Annotated in this window: 27 protein-coding genes; 8 read left to right on the top strand and 19 right to left on the bottom strand. The window is 65.3% G+C overall.

Annotated elements, in window-relative coordinates; all coding sequences use genetic code 11:
* The 4 genes from IR187_RS08545 to ald all read right to left on the bottom strand — a co-directional run bounded on the left by IR187_RS08545 (position 1) and on the right by ald (position 3,488).
* Positions 1–660: a potassium channel family protein gene (locus tag IR187_RS08545; RefSeq protein ID WP_194954187.1), complete on the bottom strand. Its 660-nt coding sequence runs from the start codon at positions 658–660 to the stop codon at positions 1–3.
* A complete protein-coding gene (locus tag IR187_RS08540) occupies positions 650–1,978 on the bottom strand; it encodes a TrkH family potassium uptake protein (RefSeq protein ID WP_194954186.1) in 1,329 nt (442 codons plus the stop codon). Before IR187_RS08540 ends, IR187_RS08545 begins: the two co-directional genes overlap by 11 nt.
* A gap of 136 nt (positions 1,979–2,114) precedes the next feature.
* Positions 2,115–2,351: a hypothetical protein gene (locus IR187_RS08535; protein ID WP_194954185.1), complete on the bottom strand. Its 237-nt coding sequence runs from the start codon at positions 2,349–2,351 to the stop codon at positions 2,115–2,117.
* Between the two features lie 21 nt (positions 2,352–2,372).
* A complete protein-coding gene (gene ald, locus IR187_RS08530) occupies positions 2,373–3,488 on the bottom strand; it encodes an alanine dehydrogenase (protein ID WP_194954184.1) in 1,116 nt (371 codons plus the stop codon).
* A 158-nt stretch (positions 3,489–3,646) separates the two neighbouring features.
* Here ald and IR187_RS08525 point away from each other — a divergent pair, with 158 nt between their 5' ends.
* The 4 genes from IR187_RS08525 (at position 3,647) to IR187_RS08510 (ending at position 7,435) form a co-directional block, all read left to right on the top strand.
* A complete protein-coding gene (locus IR187_RS08525; protein ID WP_194954183.1) occupies positions 3,647–4,120 on the top strand; it encodes an Lrp/AsnC family transcriptional regulator in 474 nt (157 codons plus the stop codon).
* A 126-nt stretch (positions 4,121–4,246) separates the two neighbouring features.
* On the top strand, positions 4,247–5,599 hold the full coding sequence (locus IR187_RS08520) for a methyl-accepting chemotaxis protein (RefSeq protein ID WP_194954182.1): 1,353 nt from the start codon (positions 4,247–4,249) through the stop codon (positions 5,597–5,599).
* A 168-nt stretch (positions 5,600–5,767) separates the two neighbouring features.
* Entirely contained in the window at positions 5,768–6,460 is a 693-nt protein-coding gene (locus IR187_RS08515) for an SDR family NAD(P)-dependent oxidoreductase (protein WP_194954181.1), read from the top strand.
* A gap of 3 nt (positions 6,461–6,463) precedes the next feature.
* On the top strand, positions 6,464–7,435 hold the full coding sequence (locus IR187_RS08510) for a 50S ribosomal protein L11 methyltransferase (protein WP_194954180.1): 972 nt from the start codon (positions 6,464–6,466) through the stop codon (positions 7,433–7,435).
* A gap of 96 nt (positions 7,436–7,531) precedes the next feature.
* On the opposite strand, the gene phhA is transcribed toward IR187_RS08510, so the two are convergent.
* The 11 genes from phhA to IR187_RS08455 form a co-directional block, all read right to left on the bottom strand.
* Positions 7,532–8,407: a phenylalanine 4-monooxygenase gene (gene phhA / locus IR187_RS08505; protein WP_194954179.1), complete on the bottom strand. Its 876-nt coding sequence runs from the start codon at positions 8,405–8,407 to the stop codon at positions 7,532–7,534.
* 39 nt (positions 8,408–8,446) lie between these two features.
* Positions 8,447–9,802 (bottom strand): PepSY-associated TM helix domain-containing protein, encoded by a 1,356-nt coding sequence (locus IR187_RS08500; RefSeq protein WP_194954178.1) that lies wholly within the window; start codon positions 9,800–9,802, stop codon positions 8,447–8,449.
* Positions 9,803–9,817: 15 nt separating this feature from the next.
* Entirely contained in the window at positions 9,818–11,824 is a 2,007-nt protein-coding gene (locus IR187_RS08495) for a TonB-dependent receptor family protein (protein ID WP_194954177.1), read from the bottom strand.
* A 71-nt stretch (positions 11,825–11,895) separates the two neighbouring features.
* On the bottom strand, positions 11,896–12,288 hold the full coding sequence (locus IR187_RS08490) for a DUF2946 family protein (protein WP_194954176.1): 393 nt from the start codon (positions 12,286–12,288) through the stop codon (positions 11,896–11,898).
* A gap of 159 nt (positions 12,289–12,447) precedes the next feature.
* Positions 12,448–13,617: a sterol desaturase family protein gene (locus tag IR187_RS08485; RefSeq protein WP_194954175.1), complete on the bottom strand. Its 1,170-nt coding sequence runs from the start codon at positions 13,615–13,617 to the stop codon at positions 12,448–12,450.
* A 165-nt stretch (positions 13,618–13,782) separates the two neighbouring features.
* Complete coding sequence (gene ligA, locus IR187_RS08480; protein WP_194954174.1) at positions 13,783–15,927, bottom strand: NAD-dependent DNA ligase LigA; 2,145 nt, start codon at positions 15,925–15,927, stop codon at positions 13,783–13,785.
* Positions 15,924–16,334, bottom strand: coding sequence for a putative quinol monooxygenase (locus IR187_RS08475; protein WP_228765656.1), 411 nt, complete (start codon positions 16,332–16,334; stop codon positions 15,924–15,926). Before IR187_RS08475 ends, ligA begins: the two co-directional genes overlap by 4 nt.
* Positions 16,335–16,341: 7 nt before the next feature.
* On the bottom strand, positions 16,342–17,001 hold the full coding sequence (locus tag IR187_RS08470) for a hypothetical protein (RefSeq protein WP_194954173.1): 660 nt from the start codon (positions 16,999–17,001) through the stop codon (positions 16,342–16,344).
* Positions 16,998–18,665, bottom strand: coding sequence for a DNA repair protein RecN (gene recN, locus IR187_RS08465; protein WP_194954172.1), 1,668 nt, complete (start codon positions 18,663–18,665; stop codon positions 16,998–17,000). The genes IR187_RS08470 and recN overlap by 4 nt, the downstream gene beginning before the upstream one ends.
* A gap of 49 nt (positions 18,666–18,714) precedes the next feature.
* Positions 18,715–19,509, bottom strand: coding sequence for an outer membrane protein assembly factor BamD (locus IR187_RS08460; RefSeq protein WP_194954171.1), 795 nt, complete (start codon positions 19,507–19,509; stop codon positions 18,715–18,717).
* 62 nt (positions 19,510–19,571) lie between these two features.
* Complete coding sequence (locus IR187_RS08455; RefSeq protein WP_194954170.1) at positions 19,572–20,291, bottom strand: peptidylprolyl isomerase; 720 nt, start codon at positions 20,289–20,291, stop codon at positions 19,572–19,574.
* A 108-nt stretch (positions 20,292–20,399) separates the two neighbouring features.
* On the opposite strand from IR187_RS08455, the gene IR187_RS08450 reads away from it, so the two are divergent.
* The 4 genes from IR187_RS08450 (at position 20,400) to IR187_RS08435 (ending at position 23,212) form a co-directional block, all read left to right on the top strand.
* A complete protein-coding gene (locus IR187_RS08450; RefSeq protein ID WP_194954169.1) occupies positions 20,400–20,783 on the top strand; it encodes an ArsR/SmtB family transcription factor in 384 nt (127 codons plus the stop codon).
* Positions 20,780–21,313 carry an SRPBCC family protein gene (locus IR187_RS08445; protein ID WP_194954168.1) on the top strand — a complete coding sequence of 178 codons (534 nt, stop codon included), beginning with the start codon at positions 20,780–20,782 and terminating at the stop codon, positions 21,311–21,313. Before IR187_RS08450 ends, IR187_RS08445 begins: the two co-directional genes overlap by 4 nt.
* 299 nt (positions 21,314–21,612) lie before the next feature.
* Positions 21,613–22,188 (top strand): phosphoribosyltransferase, encoded by a 576-nt coding sequence (locus tag IR187_RS08440; protein ID WP_194954167.1) that lies wholly within the window; start codon positions 21,613–21,615, stop codon positions 22,186–22,188.
* Positions 22,181–23,212: an adenosine deaminase gene (locus tag IR187_RS08435; protein WP_194954166.1), complete on the top strand. Its 1,032-nt coding sequence runs from the start codon at positions 22,181–22,183 to the stop codon at positions 23,210–23,212. The genes IR187_RS08440 and IR187_RS08435 overlap by 8 nt, the downstream gene beginning before the upstream one ends.
* A gap of 15 nt (positions 23,213–23,227) precedes the next feature.
* Here IR187_RS08435 and IR187_RS08430 read toward each other — a convergent pair whose 3' ends face one another.
* The 4 genes from IR187_RS08430 to IR187_RS08415 all read right to left on the bottom strand — a co-directional run bounded on the left by IR187_RS08430 (position 23,228) and on the right by IR187_RS08415 (position 26,319).
* Positions 23,228–24,067 carry an energy transducer TonB gene (locus IR187_RS08430; protein WP_194954165.1) on the bottom strand — a complete coding sequence of 280 codons (840 nt, stop codon included), beginning with the start codon at positions 24,065–24,067 and terminating at the stop codon, positions 23,228–23,230.
* 54 nt (positions 24,068–24,121) lie between these two features.
* A complete protein-coding gene (locus IR187_RS08425; protein ID WP_194954164.1) occupies positions 24,122–25,162 on the bottom strand; it encodes a rod shape-determining protein in 1,041 nt (346 codons plus the stop codon).
* Between the two features lie 212 nt (positions 25,163–25,374).
* Positions 25,375–25,851 (bottom strand): hypothetical protein, encoded by a 477-nt coding sequence (locus IR187_RS08420; protein ID WP_194954163.1) that lies wholly within the window; start codon positions 25,849–25,851, stop codon positions 25,375–25,377.
* Positions 25,852–25,944: 93 nt separating this feature from the next.
* Complete coding sequence (locus tag IR187_RS08415) at positions 25,945–26,319, bottom strand: reverse transcriptase-like protein (RefSeq protein ID WP_324187669.1); 375 nt, start codon at positions 26,317–26,319, stop codon at positions 25,945–25,947.
* Positions 26,320–26,347: the final 28 nt, after the last annotated feature.

Below are 26,347 nucleotides of genomic sequence, written 5' to 3'. Positions count from 1 at the left end.
CTAGATAGCCGAGAAACGCTCGATATCCTTGATCCGGCCCGACACGACCAATTCGTCACCGGGAAAGATCAGCGTGTCGGGAACGGCGTGAATAAACGCCTCGCCCGTCCGCTTCACCCCGACCACGGTGACATCATATTTCTTGCGGCACGCGCTCGTTACCAGGGGAAGCCCCACAATCGGTTCGGGTGCGCTGAGTCGGGCGATGGCGAAGGCATCATCGAAAGCGATAAAATCGAGCAGCCGTTCATTGAGCAGGTGCGCCACCCGCTCGCCCATGCGCTGCTCGGGAAACACCACATGGGTGGCGCCGATACGTTCGAGGATGCGGGCGTGCTTGTCATTATTGGCCTTGGCCCAGATATTGGACAGGCCAAGCTCGGCGAGCGCCAGCACGGTCAACACGCTGGCTTCGATATCGCTGCCGATGGCGACAACCGCCGCCTCGAAATCGACGACGCCGAGCTGCCGCAAGACGGCACCGTCGGTGCAGTCGGCCTCGACCACCTTCGTCAGGTCGCCCGCATATTCCTGCACCATTTGCGGATTGTTATCGATCCCCAATACTTCGCCACCATTGTTGCTCAGCGTGCGCGCCACGGCGCCGCCAAAACGGCCGAGGCCCACGACGAGGACGGGTTTTCGCTTGTCAGCCGACAATGAGGTTCTCCTTGGGATAACGATAAGGGCGCGGTCGCCTTCCGACGGCCAGCGCGGTGGCGACAGTAATCGTTCCCACCCGGCCGACGAACATCAGCAGCACGATAACGACTTGCGCGCCGGGCGGCAGATCGGCGGTAATCCCCGTCGACAAGCCGACCGTCGCAAAGGCGGAGATGCACTCGAAAAGAATGTCCTGCAACGACAGGGCGGTCACCGACGCGATATAGGTGGCTGCCGCGAAAACAAGGCTCGCGGCAAGGACTGTGACCGTCAGCGCCTGCCGTTCGACATCGCTGCCAAAGCGGCGGTTGAACAGCCCGGCGTCGCGGCGGCCCAGCACTTCGGACAGGACGATGGCGAACAGCACGATGAACGTCGTCACCTTGATCCCGCCCGCCGTTCCGGCGCTGCCGCCGCCGATGAACATCAACAGATAGTTGACCATCAGCGTCTGATCGTGAAATCCGCCGACATCCAGGCTATTGAAACCGGCGGTCCGCGGCATCACCGAATGAAACGCCGCATTGAGCAGCTTGCTGCCTACGCCCATTGGTCCGAGAGTCGCTGCATTGCTCCACTCCATCGCAAGGATGGCGGTGAAACCAATAGCGAGCAGAGCGGCGGTGCCGGCGACTGTGACCTTGGAATGGAGCGACCAGCGCCGCCAGCCGAAACGGTGCTCGCGCAGATCCTGCATCACCGGAAAGCCGAGTGCGGTCAGGATCACCGCCAGCATAATCGGAACCAGGATGACCGGATCGGACTGATACCCCATCACACTGTCGGAAAAGGTCGAAAAACCGGCGTTGTTAAAGGCGCTGACCGCGTGGAACAGCCCGTGCCAGGCGGCGGCAGCCCAGTTCATGTCATAATGGACCGCCATGCGGATCGCCAGGACGATGGCGATTGCCGCCTCGACCATGATCGTGATCGCGAAAACCAGCTTCAGAACCGAGAGCGCGTCGCGCGTTTCGAGCCGACCCCGCTCGACCTGCGTGGCTATGCGATCCTGCAAGCCGAAACCGCGCCCCGCGATCAGGCCGAACAAAGTGGCCGCCGTCATGATGCCGAGGCCGCCGATCTGGAACATCAGCAAAATGGCTATCTGACCGAAAGGCGACCAGTAACTTCCGGTATCGACCACCACCAGACCGGTCACGGCAACCGCGGACGTGGCCGTAAAAAGCGCCGTCAGGAATGGCGCGCCAGTGCCATCTGCCGTGGCAACGGGCAGGCTCAACAGCACGGTTCCAATGGCAATCGCAATCAGAAACAGCGTCGGGACCAGCCGGATCGGGTTCCGCAACAGCGTCATGCGATGGGTATGCCTTCTTGCGTCGGCAGGGGTGAGCCCATGGCCGCGGCGCCGACCCGACTACCGCGACCGATGGCGGTCGCAGCGCAGATAACGCACCGCCTTCCGGCCCGGTATTGCCGAACCCACGATCAGATCACTTGAGCTTGTCGCGGTTCGCGTAAAGCAGCGCCGCGATCACCGCCGCCGATCCGATGCCGATGCCCGCTGCGGCGGCCGTTTTCCAGCCGCGCTTGCCTTTCGCCGCCTCCTTGTCCGCGGCCTCGGCCGCGTCGGCGGCTTCCTGCTGCTGGCGCTGCTCGCGTGCGGCGCGCAGCACCTCATTCTCCTCGGGTTCGTTGGCGTGCGGCGGCGGGGGAGCTTGGTCGGTCATTCTTGCACCATGTCCTTGTTGTCAGGCGAGCGCCTGTTCCACAGGCGCATAGTCCGTCCCGATCGCTTCCGCGACGGCTTCGAACGTCACCTTGCCATTCCATACGTTCAAACCCTGCGCAAGATGCACGTCGCGCTTCAACGCTTCTTTCCAACCGAGGTCGGCAATGCGCAGCGCGTGCGGCAGGGTGACGTTATTGAGCGCATAGGTGCTGGTGCGCGCGACCGCGCCCGGCATGTTGGCGACGGCATAATGGACGATGTCGTCGACGATATAGGTCGGGTCGGCGTGGGTCGTCGCATGGCTGGTTTCGAAACAGCCGCCCTGGTCGATCGCGACGTCGACGAGCACCGAGCCGGGACGCATCGTGCCGAGCATGTCGCGGTTGACCAGCTTGGGTGCTTCGGCGCCGGGGATCAGCACCGCGCCGATCACAAGGTCGGCCTCGGCGACGCATTCGGCGAGGTTCGCGCGGTTCGAGAAGCGCGTTTTGGCGCGCGCCTCGAAAAAGGTGCCGACGCGTTCGAGCACTTCGGGATCGCGGTCGAGAATGGTGACGTCGGCGCCGAGGCCCGCCGCCATCTGCGCCGCGTTGAAGCCGACAACGCCGCCGCCGATCACGCACACCTTGCCCGGCGCCACGCCGGGGACGCCGCCCAAGAGCACGCCGCGGCCGCCATGCGCCTTTTCGAGCGCGGTCGCGCCCGCCTGGATCGACATGCGCCCCGCAACCTGGCTCATCGGTTTGAGCAGCGGCAGGCCGCCGTGCGGGCTCGTCACGGTTTCATAAGCAATGCACACCGCACCCGATTTCATCAGGTCGCGGGTCTGGTCGGGATCGGGCGCGAGGTGGAGATAGGTATAAAGAATCTGTCCTTCGCGCAGCATCGCGCGCTCGCCGGGCTGGGGTTCCTTGACCTTGACCACCATGTCGCAGGTCGCGAAAATCTCTTCGGCCGTCTGAACGATCTCGGCGCCCGCCTCGACATAGAAACGGTCGTGTGCGCCAATGCCTTCGCCCGCGCCCGTCTGCACCAGCACACGGTGGCCGTGGACGACGAGTTCGCGCGCGCTTTCGGGGGTCAGTCCGACGCGATATTCGTGGTTTTTGATTTCCTTGGGGGTGCCGATGATCATTGTCGCTCTCCGGTTGATCGCCGCCACTCGAAACGTCAGGGCGGTGTCGATTATCGTTGCGCGCTATAGCAGAAATACGGAGCGAGATGCTTGCATATCGTCCGCCGATCATCGATAATCACGCACAAATTTTGCGTTATACGGACATTTCACGCGCGATGATTGATCGAATCGACCGTAAGCTCCTCGACATGCTGCAACGCGGCGGTCCGCGCCCTGCCGCCGAACTTGGCGACGTCGTGGGCCTGTCGGCCTCCGCCTGCCACCGCCGCATCCGCGCCCTGGAGGCCGCCGGGATCATCACCGGCTATACCGCACGCCTTGCCCCCGACCGTATCGGCCTCGGGCTCGACGTGTTCGTCGATATCAGCCTGACCTCGCAGAGCGAGGAGGCGCTGACCGCGTTCGAAAGCGCGGTCAAAAGTTTCGACGAGATACTTGAATGCCAGCTGCTTTCGGGCGCTTCCGACTACCGCCTGCGCGTCGCGGCACGCAATGTTGCCGATTTCGACCGGCTGCACCGCCATTGCCTGTCTCGGCTGCCCGGGGTCGCGGCGATGCACAGCGCCTTTGCGCTGCGCACGATCAAGGCGTTCGAGGGCTATCCGGTACCGGTCGGCGACACGGCTTGAGCCAAAAAACCGCGCCGCTGGTTAACGCGCAATTTACCAAAATCGCGGCATAGCCCGGTCATATGTTTTGCCGACGACAGGCGGGCGTCAGACTCGCGCGGCGCGATCGATCAGGGAAGCAGGATCATGGTGAAGGATAATCCGATTCATAAGCAGCAAATCGACCCGATCTCGATGGCCGAACGCTTCCCCTATTACGACCTCGACGGTCAGCTTGCCGCCCAGGCGAGCGAAGTTTACGCGATCATCGCCGGGCGCGAGGAGGCAATCGCGCGCGCCTATTGGGATGCGTTCAACGCGCTGCCCAGCGTCGAGCGACCGGTCGAAGGCGAGCTGCTCGAATCCTATGTGCGCGGCAGCGCGCGCCACACCGAAACCAAATATGCCGACGCCGCGGGACAAGAGGTCGCAACGATCGCCTGCCAGAACGCGCATATGGCGCGGCGCGTCAAACTGCCGCTCGCGCTGGTCATGTCGTGCATCGCCGAAAGCCAGCGGCTGACCATCGAATATGTCGTCGCGGCGTGCATCGACGATGCGGCGCGCCTGACGCGGCTCACCAGCGCGATCAACCGGCTCGCGCTGCTCGAGTTCGATATTATGCAGCGTTACGCCGAAAAACTCGACCGCGCGGTGATTTCGAGCGAACGGCAGACGCTGGCCCATGATTTCGACCGCTCGATCGCCTCGCTGGTGCAGGACACCGACGGGGTGCGCGAACAGCTCGCCAAACAAGCCGCCTCGGCCGATCAGGCGGCCAAGGGCATGATCGCCAAAACGAGCGAAGTCGCCGCCGCGTCCGAGCAATCGGCGATGGCAATGCGCGAAGCCGCCTCGACCGCCGCCGGGCTGATCCGCGCGATCGAGGATGCGCGCAGCGAGGTCGAGGCATCGGCCAGCGTCGCCACCCGCGCCTCCGAACAGGCGGGCGAAGCGGTCGCGATGTCGGAGACGCTGTCGCACCACGCCGAATCGATCGAGTCCATTTTGGGCCTGATCCGCGAGATCGCGGGCCAGACCAACCTGCTCGCGCTGAACGCCACGATCGAAGCCGCGCGCGCCGGAGAATCGGGCCGCGGCTTTGCCGTCGTCGCGCAGGAAGTCAAAAGCCTCGCCAACGAAACCGCGCGCGCAACCGACGATATTGCGGGCAAGATCACCGCGATCCAGCAGGCGACGCGCGGATCGGTTTCGGCCAACCAGTCGATCCAGGCGACGATCGTCGAAGTCCAGCAATCGGCGCAGCGCATCCGCGATGCGATGGACGCACAGGCGCAGACGGTCACCTCGATCACCGCCGCAGTCGACGAAACCGCGCTCGCCGCCGATTCCATGTCGTCGACCATCGCCAGCATCCGCAACGATTCAGGCATGGTCGCGAGCGAGATCAGCGTGCTCAGCCAGGAATTTGCGATGATGGGCGGGCGGCTCCAGCAGCTGGAACAGGCCGCGAGCGAGTTCAGCCGCCGGGTGGCATAAACGGACCTTTGCCCCGTTCGTGTCGAGCGAAGTCGAGACACCCATCAGCAGCGCACGACTTCGGCGTGTCTCGACTTCGCTCGACACGAACGGAACGAGGAATGTCCTGACGCAATTGGGCGCGGTTTGGCGGTTGGACTGACGCCGTTGCCTCGCTAAAGCCGCCCCATGCAAACCCACATCCTGATCACCGGCGCCAGCCGCGGCATCGGCGCCGCGATCGCCGAAGCGCTAACCTGCGACGCCGTCAAAACGGTCGCGCTGGCCAGCGCCGACGGTGATCTGGCGAACCCGGCCACCCCCGCGCGCTTGTGGCAAAGCAGCCTCGACCAGCTCGACGGCCGCATCGACGTTCTGGTCAACAATGCCGGGGTTTTCGAAGCGAACCCGATCGGCAATGCTGACGCCGACTGGCTGGCGAACTGGAACCGCACGCTCCAGATCAATCTGACCGCCAGCACCGACCTCTGCCGGCGCGCTGTGCTGCACTGGCAAGAACGCCGGACCAACGGCCGCATCGTCAACATCGCCAGCCGCGCCGCGCATAGGGGGGACAGCCCCGCGCACTGGCATTATGCCGCATCAAAGGCGGGCATGGTCGCGATGACCAAAACCATCGCGCGCGCCTATGCCAAGGACGGCATTCTCGCCTTTGCGATCTGCCCCGGTTTCACCATGACCGGCATGGCCGACGAGTATCTGGCGAGCCGCGGCGGCGACAAATTGCTCGCCGACATTCCCTTGGGCCGTGTCGCCGAACCGCACGAGGTCGCCGAGATGGCGCGCTGGTGCGCGCTCGACGCGCCCGCCTCGATGACCGGCGCGGTGCTCGACGTGAACGGCGCGAGCTATGTGCGCTGACCGATGAGCTGGATCGTCTCGCTCCCCTGCGCCCGCGCCGAAGCCGAAGCGCTGTCGGGGGAGATTCCCGCACTCGACGCGCTGCCCGAGGCGCCCGTCGTGGTCACGCGCGAGATCGACGAGGATGCGGGGCAATGGCAACTCGACGCCTATATGGACGACAAGCCCGGTGCGGCGCTCGTCAAATTGCTGCAATCGCTGGTACCGAGCGCAAAGGGCACAAAACCCGTCGTCGCCGAGCTGCCCGAAGAGGATTGGGTCACGCTGTCGCAGCAGGGGCTGGAACCCGTGCAGGCGGGGCGCTTTTTCGTCCATACGAGCAGCCATGCCGACCGCATTCCGTCCGGCACCACCCCCTTTCTGATCGATGCCAGCCAGGCGTTCGGCACCGGCGGCCACGATACGACCGCGGGGTGCCTTGCCATGCTCGACCGTCTCGCGCGGCAGGGCGCCAGCCCGCGCAACATCGCCGACATCGGCACCGGCACCGGGCTGCTGGCCTTTGCCGCCATGGCGCTCTGGCCAAGCGCGCGCACGATTGCGTCGGACATCGACCCCGCCAGTATTTTCGTGACGCGCGACAATGCCGCGATCAACCGCGTGCCGCTGGGCCGCGGCGGCGGACGCCTCGCTCTCGCGGTGGCGCCGGGGACCGATCATCCGGCGATCCGCCACCGCGCGCCTTATGATCTGGTCATCGCCAATATCCTTGCCGGGCCGCTGATCACGCTTGCGCCCGATATCGGCGCTGCAACCGCGCCCCGCGGTCATGCGATCCTCGCCGGGCTGATCGCGCGCCAGATGGAGCCGGTGCTCGCCGCCTATCGCGCGCAAGGTTTCCGCCTCGCCGCGCGCGGTGGCAGCGCCGACTGGCCGTGCCTGCTCCTCGTCAAGCGCCGCCGCTATGGCTGGCGCCGCAAGGAGCGCGCCTTCCACCGCGCCGACCCGGCGGATGCGAGTTTCGGGAGCTGGTAGCAGACCGCGATATTTCCGTTCGTGTCGAGCGAAGTCGAGACCGCTGAAGTGGCGCGCTCCTCATGCGTGTCTCGACTTCGCTCGACACGAACGGGTTCAGGCGGTTTGCTTGCCCAGCGCATATTCCTGCGTGCCGCGCGTGATCACCTCGTCACCCGGAAGGATATCGGCAATCGCGATCGGCGGCAGCGCATCATTCGCGGCGTAAAGCGGCGCAAAATCGGTGTTCACCGTCGTATCGAGCAGCTGATCGAGGCTGTCGATGACAAAATAATTCTGCTGAAAATCATCGATCCGATAATCGGTCCGCATCACGCGCGCGAGATCAAAACCGATGCGGTTCGGGCTATCGCTGTCGAGCGCAAACACGCTTTCTGCATAGGACGACACAATCCCCGCGCCATAAATGCGCAGGCCGCCCGCCTCGCGGATCAGGCCGAATTCGACCGTATACCAGTAAAGCCGTGCGAGCTGTTTCAGCGCGTCGAATTGCAGGCTGCGGAGCCCGCCTTGGCCATAGGCGACCATATAGTCGGCGAACACCGGGTCGGCGAGCATCGGGACATGGCCGAACACGTCGTGAAACACGTCGGGTTCCTGCAGATAATCGAGCTGCTCGGGCGTGCGGATGAAATTGCCCGCAGGAAAGCGCCGGTTGGCAAGATGGTCGAAAAACACCTCGTCGGGAACCAGCCCCGGCACCGCCACGACCTGCCACCCCGTCGCCGCCATCAATCGCGCGTTGAGCTCGCGATAATCGGGGATCCCCGGCTTTTCGAGCCGCAGCACGTCGATGCCGCGCAGGAACGCCTCCGAGGCGCGGCCGGGCAGCATCGCCGACTGGCGCGCGAACAGTCTGTCCCACATCGCATGTTCGTCGGCGGTGAAGGCGTCCCAATTTTGCGAAATGGTCCAGTCCGCCGCGGCCCCCGGCGGCGGCGTTTCATGGACATGGGTAAAGCCGTCTTTCATACCATCCCGTCTAGCATGAACTGGTTTCAGATGAAACCTTCACGCGCGCGCCATTCCCAGCCATCGCGCCGCGCGCGGCAGGCGCGGGATGATGAGCCGATCGACGAGCCATAGCAAGATCAGGGAGGCACCGAGCAACGGCAGCAGCGCGGCGAGCAACAGCACAATCGCCGCCACCCCCTTCAGCTTCGCCGGATCGCGCGGCAGCGGCGGCGCGCCCAGGGCGTCCTCAGGCTTGCGCCGTCGCCACATCAGGAACCCCGACACCGCGAGGGTCATCAGCATCAAAGCCGTAAGCACCCCGATCAGCTGGCTGACGATCCCGAACAGCGCCCCCTCATGCCAGGCGATGCCGATCCCGACGATGCGGTCGATGATATGTTTGTCGGCAAAACCGCTGCGCGACACCTCGATCCCGGTGACGACGTCGTAGCTTACCTTGCGCACCAGCGGCCGGTTCTGCGTCTGCGTGGTCAGCGTCCAGCTGTCGCCATTGGGCGGCCCGAACATATTCGGCGCCCCCGGCGGCTGGATGATCACCGGCGCGGGCAGATTTTCATTTTGCGCGCGCAGCACAATGCGGTCGAGCGGAACACGCGGTTCGTCGCCGACCGCGACCGGCGCGGGCATCGCTTTCGCCATCGCACTATGATCATGCGCCGCATGATGGCTGGCATGGCCGCCGCTTTTCCAGTCCTGCGCGCCCTGCACCCACCCCATTTCGGCGCGCACGGCGCGAAAGCCCTGCGCCCAGACATCGGTCCACGGCAGCGCGGTCAGCAGCAACACCAGCGCCAGCCCCGACACCCAGAAACCGGTCACCGCGTGCAGGTCGCGCAGCACGGTTCGCCCGCCCAGCCCCAGCCGCGGCCACACGACTCCCGCCACCCCGCGCCCGCGCGGCCACCACAGATAGAGCCCGGTCAGGATCATCACGATCGCCCAGCTCGCCGCCAGTTCGACGATGATCCCGCCCGCACGCCCGATCAGCAAGCTGCCGTGGATCTTTGCCAGCCACGCCGAAATCCGGTCGTCGGGATTGGCCGACCCGATCACCTCGCCCTTGGGTGCCACCGCCACATCGCGCATCCCCCCGCTCGGCAAACCGACGTGAACGATCGCCGCATCGCCGGGCGTCTGCGGCACGCGATAATAATGAAAATTCGCACCGGGAAAGGCGGCCAGCGCCGCCGCCACCTGCGCGTCGGCATCGACCCGCTCGGCGACCGGCAGACCGCGCCATTCGCGCTCCTGCCACCGGTCGAGCTGCGGCTTGAACAGATAGGCCGCGCCCGTCACCGACAGCATCAGGATGAAGGGGATGACGAACAGCCCGGCATAGAAATGCCAGCGCCAGATCGTGCGATAGAGCGGAATCCGGTTGATGTCGGTCATCCCCTGTCCTTTCGCTTAGAAGCGCGCGCGAATACCGGCGGACACCGCGCGGCGCTCGACCGGGTAATAGATTGCCGATGTCGGGGTCACGGTGATCGCCGCGCTGATGTCGCCGATCGCCTTCTTGCCCGTGATGTTACGGACATCGACAAAAGCATCGACCCCCTCGGCAATCCGCGCCCCGCCCGTCACGCCGAGCAAAGCATAGCCCGGCGTCTGCACCAGATTGCGGTAATCGGCGAACGGCCCATCGGGTACCCACTCGACATTCGGCGCGATATGCAGCGCGTCGCTCCCGATCCGCGCCTCCGCCCGATAGACATGCTTGGGTACCACCGGCAGGCGGTTGTCGCCGTAGCTGGCGTCGCCGCGAAAGCGGAAATCGCTGTACGTATAAACCTGTCGCAGCCGCAGCCAGTCAGCAGGATTCAACTCCAGCGCCGCCTCGACCCCCTGATGCCGCGTCCGGCCCGCGTTAAAGGTCGATGCGGGGATATTCGGACCGACATTGAACTGGAGCAGCTCGCCCTTGATGTCGCTACGATACAGGGTCAGATCCCAGCTCACCGGTCCCGTCTTGCCGCGCGTCCCGATTTCGGCCGTCCATGCCCGCTGCGGATCGAGCGGGACAAAGCTGACGATCTGGGCAAGCTCGCTGAAGCCCGGGAATTCGACCGAACGATTGTAATTGGCATAGATCTGGACGCCGTCGGCCGGTTCGAACAACAGCCCGACCTTGGGAGAGAAAGCGTCGAAGTCGGCGCGGCCGATCGTGCCATTCTGCATCGGGGCGGTAGCATTGAAATTCATCACCTGCCGCCGCATCCCGTCGGCATAAATACCGCCCGCGATCAAGGACAATGCCTCAACTGGCTTGACCCGCACCTCGCCATAGAGCGTGGCGGTTCGTGCATCCTGATCGGCGTTGACCTGCACCGCCCCGCGCCGCCCGGCGACATTGGTAAAGCGCTTTGCGCGAATATCGCCCACGCGCAGTTCGCCTCCCAGCGTGATCTCGACGGCTTCGGCGCCATAATCGAAGCGGAAATATCCCCCGCGATCGAGCGACTCGCTATCGACCACCTGGAAAATCGGATGGTAAAGCGATTTGGCGTTCACAAAGGCACCGACATCCAGCCGCGCCGCGCCCCAGTCGAAACGCGTCCGATTCTGGATACGGATCGAATCGATGTCGCGGCCGTAATCACCCGCAACCACCCCCGGCCCTGCCTTGCGCGGTGTCGTCAGCACCTCGGCAAAGGTCAGCGCGCCGGGAATTTCCTGTTTGATGTGATTGACGCTGACATACAGCCGGTTCGAAACGACGTCAGTAAACTGCATCCCGACATTGCCATGGAAACGCAGGCTGCGGCGCTTCACATGATCGCGGTCGCCATCCGACGTATCGGCGCTGATCGCGCCCCACGCATCGACGCGGTCGCCTGCAACCCCCGCCGACACCAGCCCGCGATAGCTGTCGAAACTGCCGACATCACCGCGCAGATAAAAGCCCTCCGCCGTGCGCCCGGTCGGCGTCACGCCATTGACCGCGCCGCCCAACGTGCCCGACCCGAACCGCAGCGCATTGGCGCCGCGATAGACTTCGAGATGGTCGAAGAAGATGGGCTCGAGTTCCTGGAAGTCGCCATTGTCATCGGCCAGGTTGATCGGCACCCCGTCCTGCAGCAGCGTCAGACCGCGCATATGGAAACCGCGCGACAGCCCCGATCCGCGGATCGAGATGCGGACCTCCTGCCCGTAACGCGGCTGGAGATAGACGCCGGGCGAAAATGCCAGCGTGTCGCGCAGGGAAACAATCGACTTGTCGGCATAATCCTGATGGCTGACGACATCGGCGCCGCCTGCTGTCTTGGCGACGCGCGCTTCGGCGTCGTTGGTCAGTTCGGGGGCGGTGACGATGATCGTCGGATCGGCTTCGGCCTCGGCGGCCTGCGCCGCGGCAGGGACAAGCGAGAAGGCGAGCGCCAGCAAAGGCGCCGCCCGATAGGCGTTGGTTTTCATAAATCGATCTTTCGCGTGAAATCAGCAAAGCGCCGCGCCGCGCATCTGCGCGGGCGACCGTTTAATCTGGTTCAGGCGAAAGCAGGCGGTCCGGTACTCGGCGGCAGGGGCGACGCAATGCCGGGCGCGAAGCCCAGCGACCGCACCGCAACAGGCGTCGGCGCCGCAACCATCGGCGCCGCGATCAACAGGGGTTCACCCGGCACGATCGGCGCATTCGCCAGCGCGCCCCATGGGCAATGCTGCTGCGTCTCGCCCGCGTCGTGACTCCCCGCCTTTTCCAGCGGGATGGTGACCGTCTTGCCGGGATCGGTCGGGTCCGAACAGATACGCACGGTGATCGACCCGCCGGCATCGCTCTCGATCATCCACCCCGGCGCGACCAGCACCCGCGCGCCGAGCGCGAGCAGCAGCGGTAGCAGCAGCAAGATGCCGGGACGGCGAAAGGCGGCGAGCAGGCTCACGCCGCGGCCTTTATGGCGCACGTGTCAAGCTGGCAAGCGGACAAAGTGTCCACCTTTGTCGTCATTGCGAGCGCAGCGAAGCAATCTCCAGCTATCGGCAATGCTCTGCCGATAGCTGGAGATTGCCGCGTCGCCTTCGGCTCCTCGCAATGACGTTGTTTACTCCGCTGGCGTCTCGTCGATCTTCTTCCCCGTCCGCTTCCACGGATACAGGAACTGCCCCCAGTAATTTTTCGGCACATCCTCGGGAATGCCATAATTCTCGGGCCAGCGATCCTTCGGCAGGTGAAATGTCCCAAAAATCTTGTCGAGCCACGGAAAGTGGATCGCAAAATTGACGTCGAACGCCTCGCGTTCCAGCCCATGGTGCCAATGATGAAACCGCGGCGTCGCGATCCAGTGACCCAGCCGGTTGAAATTGCCCCCGACATTGGCGTGGAGCAGCGACGACCACACATAGACGAAGCCGATATAGGCCTGCATCACCGACGGGCTGAATCCCAAAGTGAACAGCGGCAGCGAGGTGATCGAACGCAGCAGGATGATCTCGACGAAGTGCATCCGCGACCCCGCCAACCAGTCCATCGACTTCGCGCTGTGATGGATCGCATGGAACCCCCACAGGAACGGCACCTTGTGGAACAGCCGGTGGTACCAATATTGCGCGAGGTCCGACGCGACGAGGACGATCGCGAACTGCACGAGCCAGGGCAGCGACGCGACCCCGGCGCGGAACGCCTGCCAATTGCTGGTATTTTCGTTGATGATCGTCGACGGCGCGAGCGCGAGGAAGCCCAGCACCTGCACAAACATCGTGCTGACCAGATAATAAAACAGATCCTCGCGCCATTCGGTGCGGAACAGGCGCTGCGCGCGGCGATGCGGGAACAGCCGCTCGAGCGGCGCGAACATGAAGCCGGTGATCAGCAGGTTGACGACGAAAAAGTCGAGCCCGAAAAATATACCCCAGCTGCGCGTTTCCTCGGGCTGGACATTCGCCCCGCCGATCAGCGTCGCGGCCAGCGCAATCATCAGCGCGGTCGCGCCCAGCACCTTGCGCGGACGCAGCAAGAGGCTGAGCAACGCAAGCCCATAGCTCGCGAGCAGCACGAGATGCACCACCCCGCGAAACCCGCCCCAATCCTTGATGATCGCGAGTTCGGGCGTCGCGAACCAATCAGGAAAGCGCAGCGCAATCACCATCCCGAACCCAACGATCGCAAACAGCAGCGCGAAAAACCCCGACAGCCACCCGCTGCCGAACCGCCGCACCTCGGTATGCGATTCCAGATCGCGCATCAGGTTGGTCAGATAATCGCGTTTTGCCATTTGTTCCCCCAACCCCTCAGCCCCACCGATCCTCCCCGCCTCGCGAGGAGGGGGACCATGCGAAGCATGGTGGAGAGGGCTATCGTCCTGAAAGCGAGGCTTGATGACGCAAACCCCCTCCGTCAAGCCTGCGGCTTGCCACCTCCCCACAAGTGGGGAGGATCGTCAGCCTGCCGCCGCCACAATCGCCGCCCATTCGGCCTCGTCGATCACCCTTATCCCCAGCGCCGCCGCCTGCTTCAGCTTCGACCCGGCGCCCGGCCCCGCAACCACCAGGTCGGTCTTCGCACTCACCGACCCCGCCGCCTTGGCGCCCAGCGCTTCGGCCTGCGCCTTTGCCTCGTCGCGGCTCATCGTCTCCAGCTTGCCGGTGAACACCACCGTCATCCCCGACACTTCGCTCGCGCGCGTTTCGACGACGAAGGGCGGCGGCGATACTTCGGACAGCAAATCGTCCCACAACTCGCGATTGTGCGGTTCGTGGAAAAAATCGCCCAGTGCCTCGGCCACCGCCGGGCCGATGCCGTCGGCGCGGACGTCGAGGATCGCCTTGATCGCCTCCATCTTGCGCGCCGCATATTTGCGGTCGGACTCGCCCTCGGCGCGCGGGTTCGCCGCGACATAAGCGTTGATCTCGGCGGCCTTGGCGGGCAGCAACGCGATGTCGCCGATACCCTTGAGCAGATCGCGCGCGGTCACCGCGCCGATATGGCGGATACCCAACCCGAACAGCAATCGCGCCGCGTCGGGCGAGCGCTTCGCCTCGATCGCGGCGAACAGATTGTCGACCGACTTTTCCTTCCACCCCTCGCGTGCCAGCAGCGCTTCGCGGTGCCGGTGCAGCCGGAAAATATCCGCCGGACCCTTGTCGAGCCAGCCCAGCTCCAGAAACTCCGCTATGCTCTTTTCGCCCAGCCCCTCGATATCGAGCGCGCCGCGGCTGACGAAATGGCGCAGCCGCTCGAATTTCTGCGCCGCGCAGATCAGCCCGCCGGTGCAGCGGACATCGACCTCGCCTTCCTCGGCGACCGCCTCGCTGCCGCACACCGGGCAATGATCGGGAAAGACATAGGGGTCGCGAGGCTCGTCGCGGGTCAGATTCTCGACCACCTGCGGAATCACATCGCCCGCGCGCTGCACGACCACCCGGTCGCCGGGCCGTACGCCCAGCCGCCCGATCTCGTCGCGGTTGTGCAGCGTGACGTTCGACACCACGACGCCGCCCACGGTGACGGGGGTCAGGCGCCCGACCGGGGTCAGCTTGCCGGTACGCCCGACCTGGATGTCGATCGCCTCCAGCGTCGTCTGCGCGCGTTCGGCAGGGAATTTATGCGCGATCGCCCAGCGCGGCGCCTTCGCCACGAACCCTAGCCGTGCCTGCCAGTCGAGCCGGTCAACCTTGTAGACGACGCCGTCGATGTCATAGGGCAGTTCGGCGCGCTCGGCTTCGATCATCCGGTAATGCGCGAGCACGTCGGCGACGCTGTCCAGCCGCTTGAGCAGCGGCGACACCGGTACGCCCCACGCCGCGATGCGCCGCATCATGGCGAACTGGGTCTTCTCGGGCAGGTCGCTCACCTCACCCCAGCCGTGCGCGAGGAAACGCAGCGGGCGCGACGCGGTGACGCTGGCGTCCTTCTGGCGCAGCGATCCCGCCGCGGCGTTGCGCGGATTGGCGAACTGGCGCGCCTTGTCGGGATCGTCGGCCTCCGCCAGCAGCCGCGCGTTGAGCGCGGCAAAGTCAGCCTTGGCCATAAAGACCTCGCCGCGGATCTCGAACACGTCGGGGGCGTCCCCGGCCAGTTTCTGCGGAATGTCGGCAATGGTGCGGACATTGGCGGTCACGTCCTCGCCGGCACTGCCGTCGCCGCGCGTCGCCGCCTGCACCAGTTGCCCCTGTTCGTAACGCAGCGAACAGGACAGCCCGTCGATCTTGTCCTCCGCCGTCAGCGCAACCTCGGCATCCTCGGGCAGGTTCAAAAACCGCCGCACCCGCGCAACGAACTCGGCGACATCATCATCGGCGAACGCATTGTCGAGGCTCATCATGCGCTGCGCATGGGTCACCTTCGCCAGCGGCGACGCCTCAACCGCGGCGCCGACCAGGCTGTTCGGACTGTCGGCGCGGATCAGGTGCGGGAATGCTTCCTCGATCGCATTGTTGCGGCGGACAAGCGCGTCATAATCGGCGTCCGAAATCTCCGGGCTGTCGTCGGCGTGGTAAAGTATGTTGTGGTACGCAATCGCCTTCGCCAGCCGCATCAGCTCGTTTGCGGCTTCGGCGTCGGTCAGCGCTTCGACGTCGTTCATGCACGCGCCCTTGCCGCCGGCTTGAATTCGGCGCGGGTGCCAAATCCGGCGATCAGCGGGCGGCCCTTCGCGATGGCCGCCTGGACCCCGGGCAGCGCCAGCGATGCCGCGTGGGCTGCCTTGTCGGCCCATAGTTCGACGATCCACAACGCATCGGCATTGGCGGCATCCTCGCCGACCAGATAAAGGAAATTTCCCGGCATATTGCCGGTCCCCTCGACCAATGCCGCCGCCAGAGCAGCGCGCTCGCCCGGCCTGGCGACGATCTGTCCGATCAGCCCATATTGCGGCTCGACTTCTTCCATCCCGACCTCCAACGCCCGCACCGCGCCGGCGGGCAAAAGCAACCCGGCCATTGCCAGCATGGCCTTCAAATGCGTCCGCCGTCCGATCGCCGCTTTTGCCATCGCGCGTTCAACCCCGTTCCATCGCCAGCGCCTCGGTCGGCGGAATCTGCATCCCCTCGAACGCCTGCGCCGCATAAGGACCGGTAGGATCGACCCAGTGCAGGAACAGATGCGCCGACCAGCGATTGGGGTTGGGCATCATCCGCCCGTGCAACCGGTGGACTCCCTGGTACAGCACCGCATCGCCCGCGCGCATCGGCACCGATCCATAGGCTTCGTCACCGAAATCGGGGTCGGCGCGTTCGCGCGGGGTTTCGATGTGCTGCGACCCGACTTCGAGCGGCCAGGGCTTGTCATCGCTCGCCGCCAGCAGAAGCGACAGGCTATGTTCGCAGGCATAGCGGTCCGAATGCACCCGGCAGATGTCGCCCGCGCGGTACATGCGGAAATAGCAATAGGTGGGGCGCACCTCGTGGCCCACCAGCGCGCTCACCGCCGGGGTCATGCCCCACAGGAACGTCGCCATCGGGGGATATTGCTGGCCATAGACCTCGACCGCCTCGGTCTTGAGCAGCGCCGACCCGCGCTTCAGCGCGTCGAACGACACACCGCCGCGAATCAGGTCCGATTTCAGCGTTGCCAGAAACGCGTGGGTGACGTCGGTCGGAACAAAGCCCGGCAACGCCAGATAGCCCTGGTCGCGATAGGTATCGGCCCCGTTGGTCATATCGTCTCCAGCAGCCTTTCCGCCTGCGCCCGCGCTTCGTCGGTCACCTCGGCGCCCGACAGCATCCGCGCGATCTCCTCGCGGCGGCCCGCTTCGTCAAGCGCGTGGACGCTCGTGCGGGTCACCACGCCTTCGCTCGATTTGGCGATGACAAAATGCGCTGCGCCCTTCGCGGCGACCTGCGGGCTGTGCGTTACCGCGAGCAGTTGCTTGCCGCGCCCGGCCAGCCGCGCGAGCCGCTCGCCGATCGCGCTCGCTACAGCGCCGCCGACGCCGCGGTCGATTTCGTCAAAGATGATTGTGTCGGCGCCGCCCTCTTCGGCCAGCGCGACCTTGAGCGCGAGGATGAAGCGCGACAATTCGCCGCCCGACGCGATCTTCGCCAGCGGCGCGAACGGCGCCCCGGGGTTGGTCGAAATCAGGAATTCGACGCGGTCGATGCCCTCCGGCCCCCAGCGCTCGGCAGGGATGCGCTCAACCAGCGTCTGGAAGCGCGCTGCGTCGAGCTTCAACGGCACCAGCTCGCCCGCGACCGCCGCATCGAGCCGTGCCGCCGCCTTGCTACGCAGGTCGGACAAGAAGCTCGCGGCGTGGGTATAGGCGGCGGCGGTGTCGGCAACCGCCGCCTCCAGCTTCGCCAGCCCTGCGCTGCCGCCCTCGATCGCGTCGAGACGCGCCGCCAGCGTTCCGGTGAGTTCAGTGAGTTCGTCGGGCTGGACGCCATGTTTGCGTGCCATCGCGCGCAGCTCGAACAACCGCGTTTCGGTCGCCTCCAGCCGCTCCGGGTCATATTCCATCGCGCGCGCCGCTTCGCGCAGCCGCGTTTCGGCCTCGTCGGCCTCGATGATTGCGCGGTCGAGCCCCGCGAGCGCCTCGGCGAGCAGCGGATGGTCGCCCGCCAGCCGGTCGAGCCGCCGCGCCGCGCCGCGCAGCAGCGCCGGGCCGCCGTCGCTGCCCTCGAAAGCCTCCAGAATCGCGCCGAGGTCGCCGGCGATCTTTTCGCCCTTCTGCATCGCCGCGCGCGCCTCGGACAGTTCGGCGTCCTCGCCCGGCTGCGGGTCGAGCGCCTGCAATTCGGCGACGCAATGTTCCAGCCATTCGCGGTCGCGCGCCGCGTCGTCGAGCGCGCTCTGCGCCGCCGCCAGCTTCGCCTCGGCAGCGCGCCATGCCGCGTGCGCCGCAGCCACCGCGCCGGTGTCGGCGCGCGCAAAGGCGTCGAGCAGCGCGCGATGCCCCGCCGGCGCGAGCAGGCCGCGATCGTCATGCTGGCCGTGGATTTCGACCAGATGCCCGCCGACCTCGCGCAGCAGCGCCGCCGAACACGGCTGGTCGTTCAGGAACGCGCGGCTGCCCCCGTCGGCTTTCAGCGTGCGGCGGACGAGCAGCGGCTCACCCGGTTCGATCGCGATCTCGTTATCCGCCAGCAACGTGGCAAGCGGGGTATCGACGGTCGGTGCAGCAAAACTGGCGGTCACCTGCGCCTTGTCGGTTCCCTGCCGCACCAGCGCGCTGTCGGCACGCGCGCCGAGCGCCAGCCCCAGCGCGTCGAGCAGGATGGATTTGCCCGCCCCCGTCTCGCCCGTCAGAACCCCCAGCCCGGCCGCGAAATCGAGCTCGAGCCGTTCGATCAGAACGATATTGGCAATGGACAGGGCGGTCAGCACAAGGCGCCCCTTACATTAGAACAAAGCGCGAATCCACGCCCGCGCGAAATCAGGCGCCGGGCGCGTGCCGCTGCATCAGCTTGTACGCGCGGTCATACCATTCGTTACCCGGATAGTTTGCCCCCAGCACCGCCGCGGACTTCTTCGCTTCCTCGGGGATGCCAAGCGCCAGATAGGATTCGGTCAGGCGGTACAGCGCCTCGGGCGCGTGGCTGGTGGTCTGGAACTTGTCGACGACTTCGCGGAAGCGGATCGACGCCGCGAGCCAGTTCGAGCTGCGCTGATAGAAACGGCCGATCTCCATTTCCTTGCCCGCGAGATGGTCCTGCACCAGGTCGATCTTCAACCGCGCGTCGGCGGCATAGCGGCTGTCGGGATAGCGGCGGATCACCTCGCCCAGCGCGTTCGCCGCCTGCTGGGTGATCTTCTGGTCGCGCGTCACGTCGCTGATCTGCTCATAATAGCTGAGGCCGATCAGATAATAGGCATAGGGCGCGTCCTTGTTGCCCGGATGGATTGCCAGGAATCGCTGCGCCGACTCGATCGCCGGGGTGTATTCGCGATCCATATAATAGCTGAACGAACTCATCAGCTGCGCGCGACGCGCCCAGGGCGAATAGGGGTGCTGGCGCTCGACCTCGTCGAACAGCGCCGCGGCGACGCGATACTGGCCGCGGTCGAGCCGCTCCTGCGCCGCACGGTACAGCGTGTTGACGTCGCGCGCGACATAGCGCGTGTCCTTTTTCACCGCCGCGCCGCCGCCACAGGCCGCAAGCAGGGGCGAAATCGCAAGAGTGGCGGCGAGCAGGCGCGTCGTGGCGCGCAGGGAGGAACGCTGAGTCATGCGCGCGGTATAGCCACAGCGCCGATGAACGCAAAATAAATGATACGCGGGCGGTCGCGCTTTTACTCGCCCTTCACCACGCATCCCTGCGGGGCGTCGGCCGGGGCGGCGACACGGCGTGCGGACTTGATCGTCACCGGCGGCTCCAGCATCTGCCCGACCATCACGCCCTGCCCGGCGGTCGGCGAAACCGGCGCGTTAAAGATCGCCTCCGCCACCCCCGCCCCCGCGACCAGTTCGCCAAACACCGCAAAGCCCGCCCCGTCGCCGCCGGGGGCATCGCTGTCGAACCCCTTGATGTCGGATAGCAGCAGGAAAAAGTCGCTCGTCGCGTCGCCGGGATTGAGGCGCGCCATCGACAGTGCGCCCTTGCAGTTGGTCAGTCCGGTCGTCTTTGTCGGCTCGTGCGCGACCGGCGGAAAATTGCGCCGCGCGTCGCCGCGGTTGCCCGCCTGGATCAACTGATTGGCCGGTCCCCAGCTTTTCGTCGAACGATAGAATTTGAACCCGTCCATCCGCTTTGCATCGACATAGCGCAGGAAATTGGCCGCGGTCGCGGCCGCGCGTTCATGCTCCAGCCGCACCACGATCGTGCCGAGGTCGGTGACCAGTTCGACATAGGGCCGCGTATCCGTCGCCTGCGCATCGACCGGCACCGGCAAGGGCGGGGGCGGGGGCGGCGGCGCAAAGGTCGGACGCGGGCGCGAAGACGGCGGCGGCGCGGGGGGCGTCGCGGCTGTCTGCGCGGCAAGGGCGAGCGGGAGCAGGATGCTGGTCAACATGCGACCGCTTATGGCGCCGACCACCCCGCCTTGAAAGACCGAATCGGGGGTCGCAAATTATTCAACCATCTGGTTGACAGTCTCAACATCTGCGCTATATTTAACCATATGGTTGAACATGATTCGCTCGCACTCGACACAATCTTTCACGCGCTCGGCGACGCGACGCGGCGTGCCATGCTGGCCGAGCTGGCGACCGGCGAGCGCAGCGTCGGCGATCTCGCCGCACCCTTCGCGATGTCGCTCGCGGCGGCATCGAAACATATCAAGGTGCTCGAAGCAGCAGGCCTGATCCGCCGCGACGTCCGCGGCCGCACCCATGTCTGTAGCCTCGATCCGGCGCCACTGATGTCCGCCGACCAGTGGCTCGGCATCTATCGCCGCTTCTGGACCGACCGCCTCGACACCCTCGAAGCGCTGCTGCGCACGAAGAGCGCCGGGACGCCTCCCGTCAAACCACCCATCCCCGGGAACAAAGGAGAAAAACGATGACGATGATGAAGACTGCCGACGACTATGCTGTGATCGCCGAGGATGCGACGCTGACGCTCGAACGCCTGGTCCCCGGACCGATCGACCGCGTCTGGTCCTATCTGGTCGACGGCGACCTCCGCCGCCAATGGCTTGCCGCGGGCGCGATGGAGGAAAAGGTCGGCGCCGCGGTCGAACTGGTGTGGCGCAACGACGAGCTGACCGACCCGCCCGGCGCCCGCCCCGACGGCATGAGCGAAGAGCATCGCATGACGTGCGAAGTGCTCGAATGCGACGCGCCGCACCGGCTGGCGATCAGCTGGGGCAGCACCGGCGGCGTCACCTTCACCCTGCGGGAACAGGGGACCGACGTGCTGCTGACGATCACACACCACCGCGTGACCGACCCCGCCGTCCTGCTCAACGTCAGCGCCGGCTGGCACGCCCATGTCGATGTGCTGGAGGCAAAGCTGCGCGGCACGACCGCCACCCCGCACTGGGACAATTTCGTGCGTCTGCGCGAGGAATATGCGGCGCGGTTGGCGGGCTGACCATATCATCGGGATGGACGGAAGGGGCCGCGCGAGTGGCCCCTTCCGGACGTCTGGAAACAACCTGTTGCTGCCGTCGATATCTTCCCCGCTTGCGAGGAGGGGACCGCCGCCGCAGGCGGTGGTGGAGGGGGGGGTAATCGGCCTGACGCGCCGCTGAAGGACGCCACCCCCCTCCGTCAGCGCTTCGCGCTGCCACCTCCCCGCAAGCGGGGAGGATTTAACGTCAGCTAACCACCCCAAAGGCGTCATTCACCCTCCTCCTTGCGAACCCCAGCGCACCCGATTACCCCTCCCCCATGACCGCGGACAAAATCTTCATCAGCGCCAACGACCTTCTCGCCGATTCGCTGCGGCTGGGGATGCAGGTGATCGACAGCGGGTTCAAACCGACGCATCTCGTCGGCATCTGGCGCGGCGGCGCGCCGGTCGGCATCGCGGTGCAGGAACTGCTCGACTATCACGGCCAGCATTGCGACCATATCGCGATCCGCACCTCATCCTACCACGGCATCGACCGCCAGGATCCCGAGGTGAAGGTGTTTGCATTGGGCTATTTGATCGACACCCTCGATCCCGAAGACCGGCTGCTGATCATCGACGATGTGTTCGACAGCGGGCGCAGCATCCGCGCCTTCATCGCCGAGCTGAAAGCGCGCTGCCGCCACAATATGCCGCGCGACATCCGTATCGCGACCGTCTGGTTCAAGCCCGGCCGCAACGTCACCGACTTGCGCCCCGACTTCTTCGTTCACGAAACCGACCAGTGGCTGATTTTCCCGCACGAAATCGACGGGCTGACGATCGACGAGATCCGCCAGCACAAGCCCGAGGCGGCGATCATCCTGCGCGAGGAAGGCAGCAACGATGCATGAAGGCTTTGCCTCGCCCGACGACCGCGCCGCATTCATCGCCGCGCTGCCCAAGGCCGAACTGCACCTCCATATCGAAGGCTCGCTCGAACCCGAACTGATGTTCGAACTCGCGCAGCGCAATAACGTCGCCATCCCCTTCGCCAGTGTCGATGAGGTTCGCGCGGCCTACGCCTTCTCGAACCTTCAGGATTTCCTCGACATCTATTATCAGGGGATGGGCGTGCTCATCACCGAGCAGGATTTCTTCCACCTCACCGCGGCCTATCTCGCCCGCGCCCATGCCGACGCGGTGCGCCACGTCGAAATCTTCTTCGATCCGCAGGGGCATACCGCGCGCGGCGTCGCGTTCGGTACCGTCGTCACCGGCATCACCCGCGCGCTCGACGATGCACAGGCGCGCTATGGCATGACGTCAAAACTGATCATGTGTTTCCTGCGCCACCTCAGCGAAGCCGACGCCGAGGCGACACTCGACGAGGCGTTGCCCTTTCTGGACCGGATCGACGGCGTCGGCCTCGACAGCTCCGAAGTCGGCCACCCCCCGGCAAAGTTCGAACGCGTCTTCGCCCGCGCCCGCAGTCTCGGCCTGAAAATCGTCGCGCACGCTGGCGAAGAAGGCCCGCCCGCCTATGTGTATGAAGCGCTCGACCTGCTGAACGTCGACCGCATCGACCATGGCAACCGCAGCCTCGAAGACCCCGCCCTCGTCGCGCGCCTCGCCGCCGAGGGGATCACACTCACCGTCTGCCCGCTCTCGAACCTCAAGCTCTGCGTCGTCAACGACATCGCCGCGCATCCGCTGAAGACGATGCTGGACGCCGGATTGCGCGCGACGGTAAACAGCGACGATCCCAGCTATTTCGGGGGGTATGTCAACGCCAACTATCGGGCAGTCGCCGACGCGCTCGATCTGTCGAAAGCCGATCTCGTCACTCTGGCGCGCAACAGCTTTACCGGCTCGTTTCTCGATAACGATGCGACCGCAAAACACCTAGCGGCGATCGACACCTACTTGTCGCGATAGCCTCCAGCGTGATCGCTACCGCGGCACCTGCCACCAGACTCTGTTGATATAGAAGCTTGCCACAGGCCGACCACTGCTATCCTTGGCGGGCGCAAATGCCGCGCGCGCATTCAGCAATTCGCACGTCCGTTTATCCAGGCTTGGAAATCCCGAACTGCCGACGATCCGGCACCCGGTCACACCGCCATCTATGCCAACGCTCAAAAGGAATGTCGTCAAACCCTCATTCTTACGAACGAAATCTTCGCGCGGGTAATCATTGTTGGTTACCCAGCGACCAGGATTATTCGACGGCTTTACCTGGGCCGAAAGAGAGCGCTGTTGGCGAGCATCAAATCCCCAGCCAGCGATCAAATCGTCGTCACAAGCTTCCAATGCCTTCAACGCGTCCGGCGCGTTGGGCAAACCAATTGCCACGTTTAGCTTTTTTGCTCCCGTCACCGTGATCTGCTGATCGCTGCGGAGCGCGTCGACAAGCCTGTTATCGGTATCACTCCAACCGACGCCTCGCGCAGTGCGCAGATCCAACAGGTAAGGGTTAGCTTGAAACCGGTGTGCGGCGAGCGAAGGGCTCAACGTAACCGTAACTGGCGTCGCGGATGTATAAACCGGGACATTTGCGCCTACCAAAATCCACGAATAACCGCCAAAACTCCAGTCGCGCGCAATTTCCAAACGGCCACCATCGCTGCCGCTACCGAAATGCCGGATCAAACGGCATTTCGTTTCGCCATAATCGACTTCCCATCGAGCCGTGCTTTCAGCCGACAATTGACTGGTTTCAGTCGCTGCGAAAATCCCGGCAGCCGATAGTGCGAGCGATACGGCGGCCGCCATTCCATTGATAACACTCATGCCGCAGATAATAGCTTGCGCAATTCAACGCGCAATGACCGATGCGAACTCCATTCAAGCCGCGATCAACACCCCATGATACGTCCGGTCCTCGAACGCCTGCCCCGCGCCCATCGCGACGCAGATCAGCGCATTCTCCGCCACCCGCACCGACAATCCGGTCGCCTCGGCGATCGCGACGTCCATCCGGCGCAGCAGCGCGCCGCCGCCGGTCAGCGTGATCCCTTCGTCGATGATGTCCGCCGACAATTCGGGCGGCGTCTGTTCCAGCGCGGCGCGGACCGATGCGACGATTTGCCCCACGGGTTCGGCCAAAGCCTCGGCGATCTCGGCCTCCGACACCTGCACCTCCGACGGGCGGCCGTTGACCAGGTCGCGGCCCTTGACCCCGATGATCATGCCGTCACCCTCGGGCGCCACCGCGCAGCCGATTGCCAGCTTGACGCGCTCGGCGGTCATTTCGCCGATCATCAGATTATGTTTGCGGCGGATATAGGAGGAGATCATCTCGTCCATCTTGTCGCCGCCGACGCGCACCGAATTGCTGTAGGCGATGCCGCCCAGCGACAGGATCGCGACTTCTGTCGTGCCGCCGCCGATGTCGACGACCATCGCCCCCATCGGTGCAGTCACCTGCAACCCGGCACCGATCGCGGCGGCGAGAGATTCCTCGATCAGTTGCACCGACACCGCGCCCGCGTTCGACGCCGCATCGCGGATCGCGCGGCGTTCGACCATCGTCGATCCGGACGGCACGCAGATCACGACATTGCTGCGCTGACGCAACCGACTCGGCCCGCCCAGCGCCTTGTCGATGAAATGCTTGATCATCTGCTCGGCGACGTCGATGTCGGCGATCACCCCGTCGCGCAGCGGCCGGATCGCCTGGATGTTGCTCGGCGTCTTGCCCATCATCAGCTTGGCCTCGTTGCCGACGACCTTGACGCGCCGCACGCCGCCCAGCGTTTCCAGCGCGACGACCGACGGTTCGTTCAGCACGATGCCCTTGTCGCGGACATAAACGACGGTGTTCACGGTCCCCAGGTCGATGGCCATGTCATGCGCGGCCGAGCCAAAGCGGGTAAGAAATTTCATATGCGCCGAACGCCCCTGGTCATGCGGGTGGAGAATCGGGGGCGCGTGCGATCGAGCCCGCGCGACCCCATGGCGTTCCGATTGTGCCCGCCACCAAATCGCGTCAACGCCGCTGGCGCAGACCGTTGGTTTCTCAGGGTCGGTCGAGCGTGGCGCGGCGCCCGCCGCCGAAAGCCCACGGCTCGTCGCGGGCCACCGTCGGCGCGCTGCCGTCAGCCCTGCTGCGGCACGATGAACTTCAGCCCCTGCAATTTGACGACCTGGCGGTCGATGCACACCGGCTCGGTGATCAACCGCATCCAGCGCGGCGCCGCATTTGCGGGGCGGATTTCGACGTCCAGCGTAAAGCCGCGGCGGTGCTTGATCGCATAGGCGCGCAATTTCTCCATCGCCGCGCGCGATCCTTCCCCGTAAAGCGCCACCGCATCCTCGCGCGTGACCGTGGCGCCCTGCGGCAGGCCAAAAATATCATGCACCTCACGCGACCAGTGCAGCCGGTTCCCCGCCGCCAGGTCGCATTCCCACCAGCCGGTGCGCGTCGGCCCAAAGCGATCGGCGACCGTCACCTCGCCGCTGCTCGCGACGGCATCCAGTGTGTCGGCGCCGTGCAACCGTCCCAGCTCGAAATAGCGTTCGCGCTCGTACAGCGGCCAGCTGTGATGGACGGGTAAAGGGTGGGTCGGCTTCATGGCACCGGTCTTTCGTGGTTTTCCATGGGGATAGCGACACCCCCGGTGCCGGGCTAGTACATAAGCGTTACCGAACCGGCAAGGCCACCCCGGTCAGCGACGCGCCAGCGCGATCCCCGCCAGATTCTGGTGTCGCCCGATATGGCGGACGCGCGACGGCGGACCCGCCCCGGCCAGTGCCCGATACGCCGCCAGATGCTCAGCAGCACTCCCTCGCGCGCGCGCCGCCCCGTTCGCCTGCGCCACCACCGTCGCGGCATCGCCGAGCAGGACAAAGTCGGCCAGCCCGCGCGCCCGTGCCAGCCGTAGCGCCGCGATCAGCGCCAGCCATTCGGCGTCCATGCTGCTGCCCGTTCCAATATCGCGCTCGACCTGCGCGACACCGCCCGCCACCACCGCAATTTCCATCGGGCCGGGGTTGGGGCGACAACCGCCATCGAAATAGATTTTGGTGCGGCGGGGCGTCACCGCGACGCTATGCCCGATCCGGTTCGCC

The organism is Sphingopyxis solisilvae, from assembly GCF_015475875.1.
Lineage (GTDB): Bacteria > Pseudomonadota > Alphaproteobacteria > Sphingomonadales > Sphingomonadaceae > Sphingopyxis > Sphingopyxis solisilvae.
This window is presented reverse-complemented; position numbering and strand designations above follow the sequence as displayed.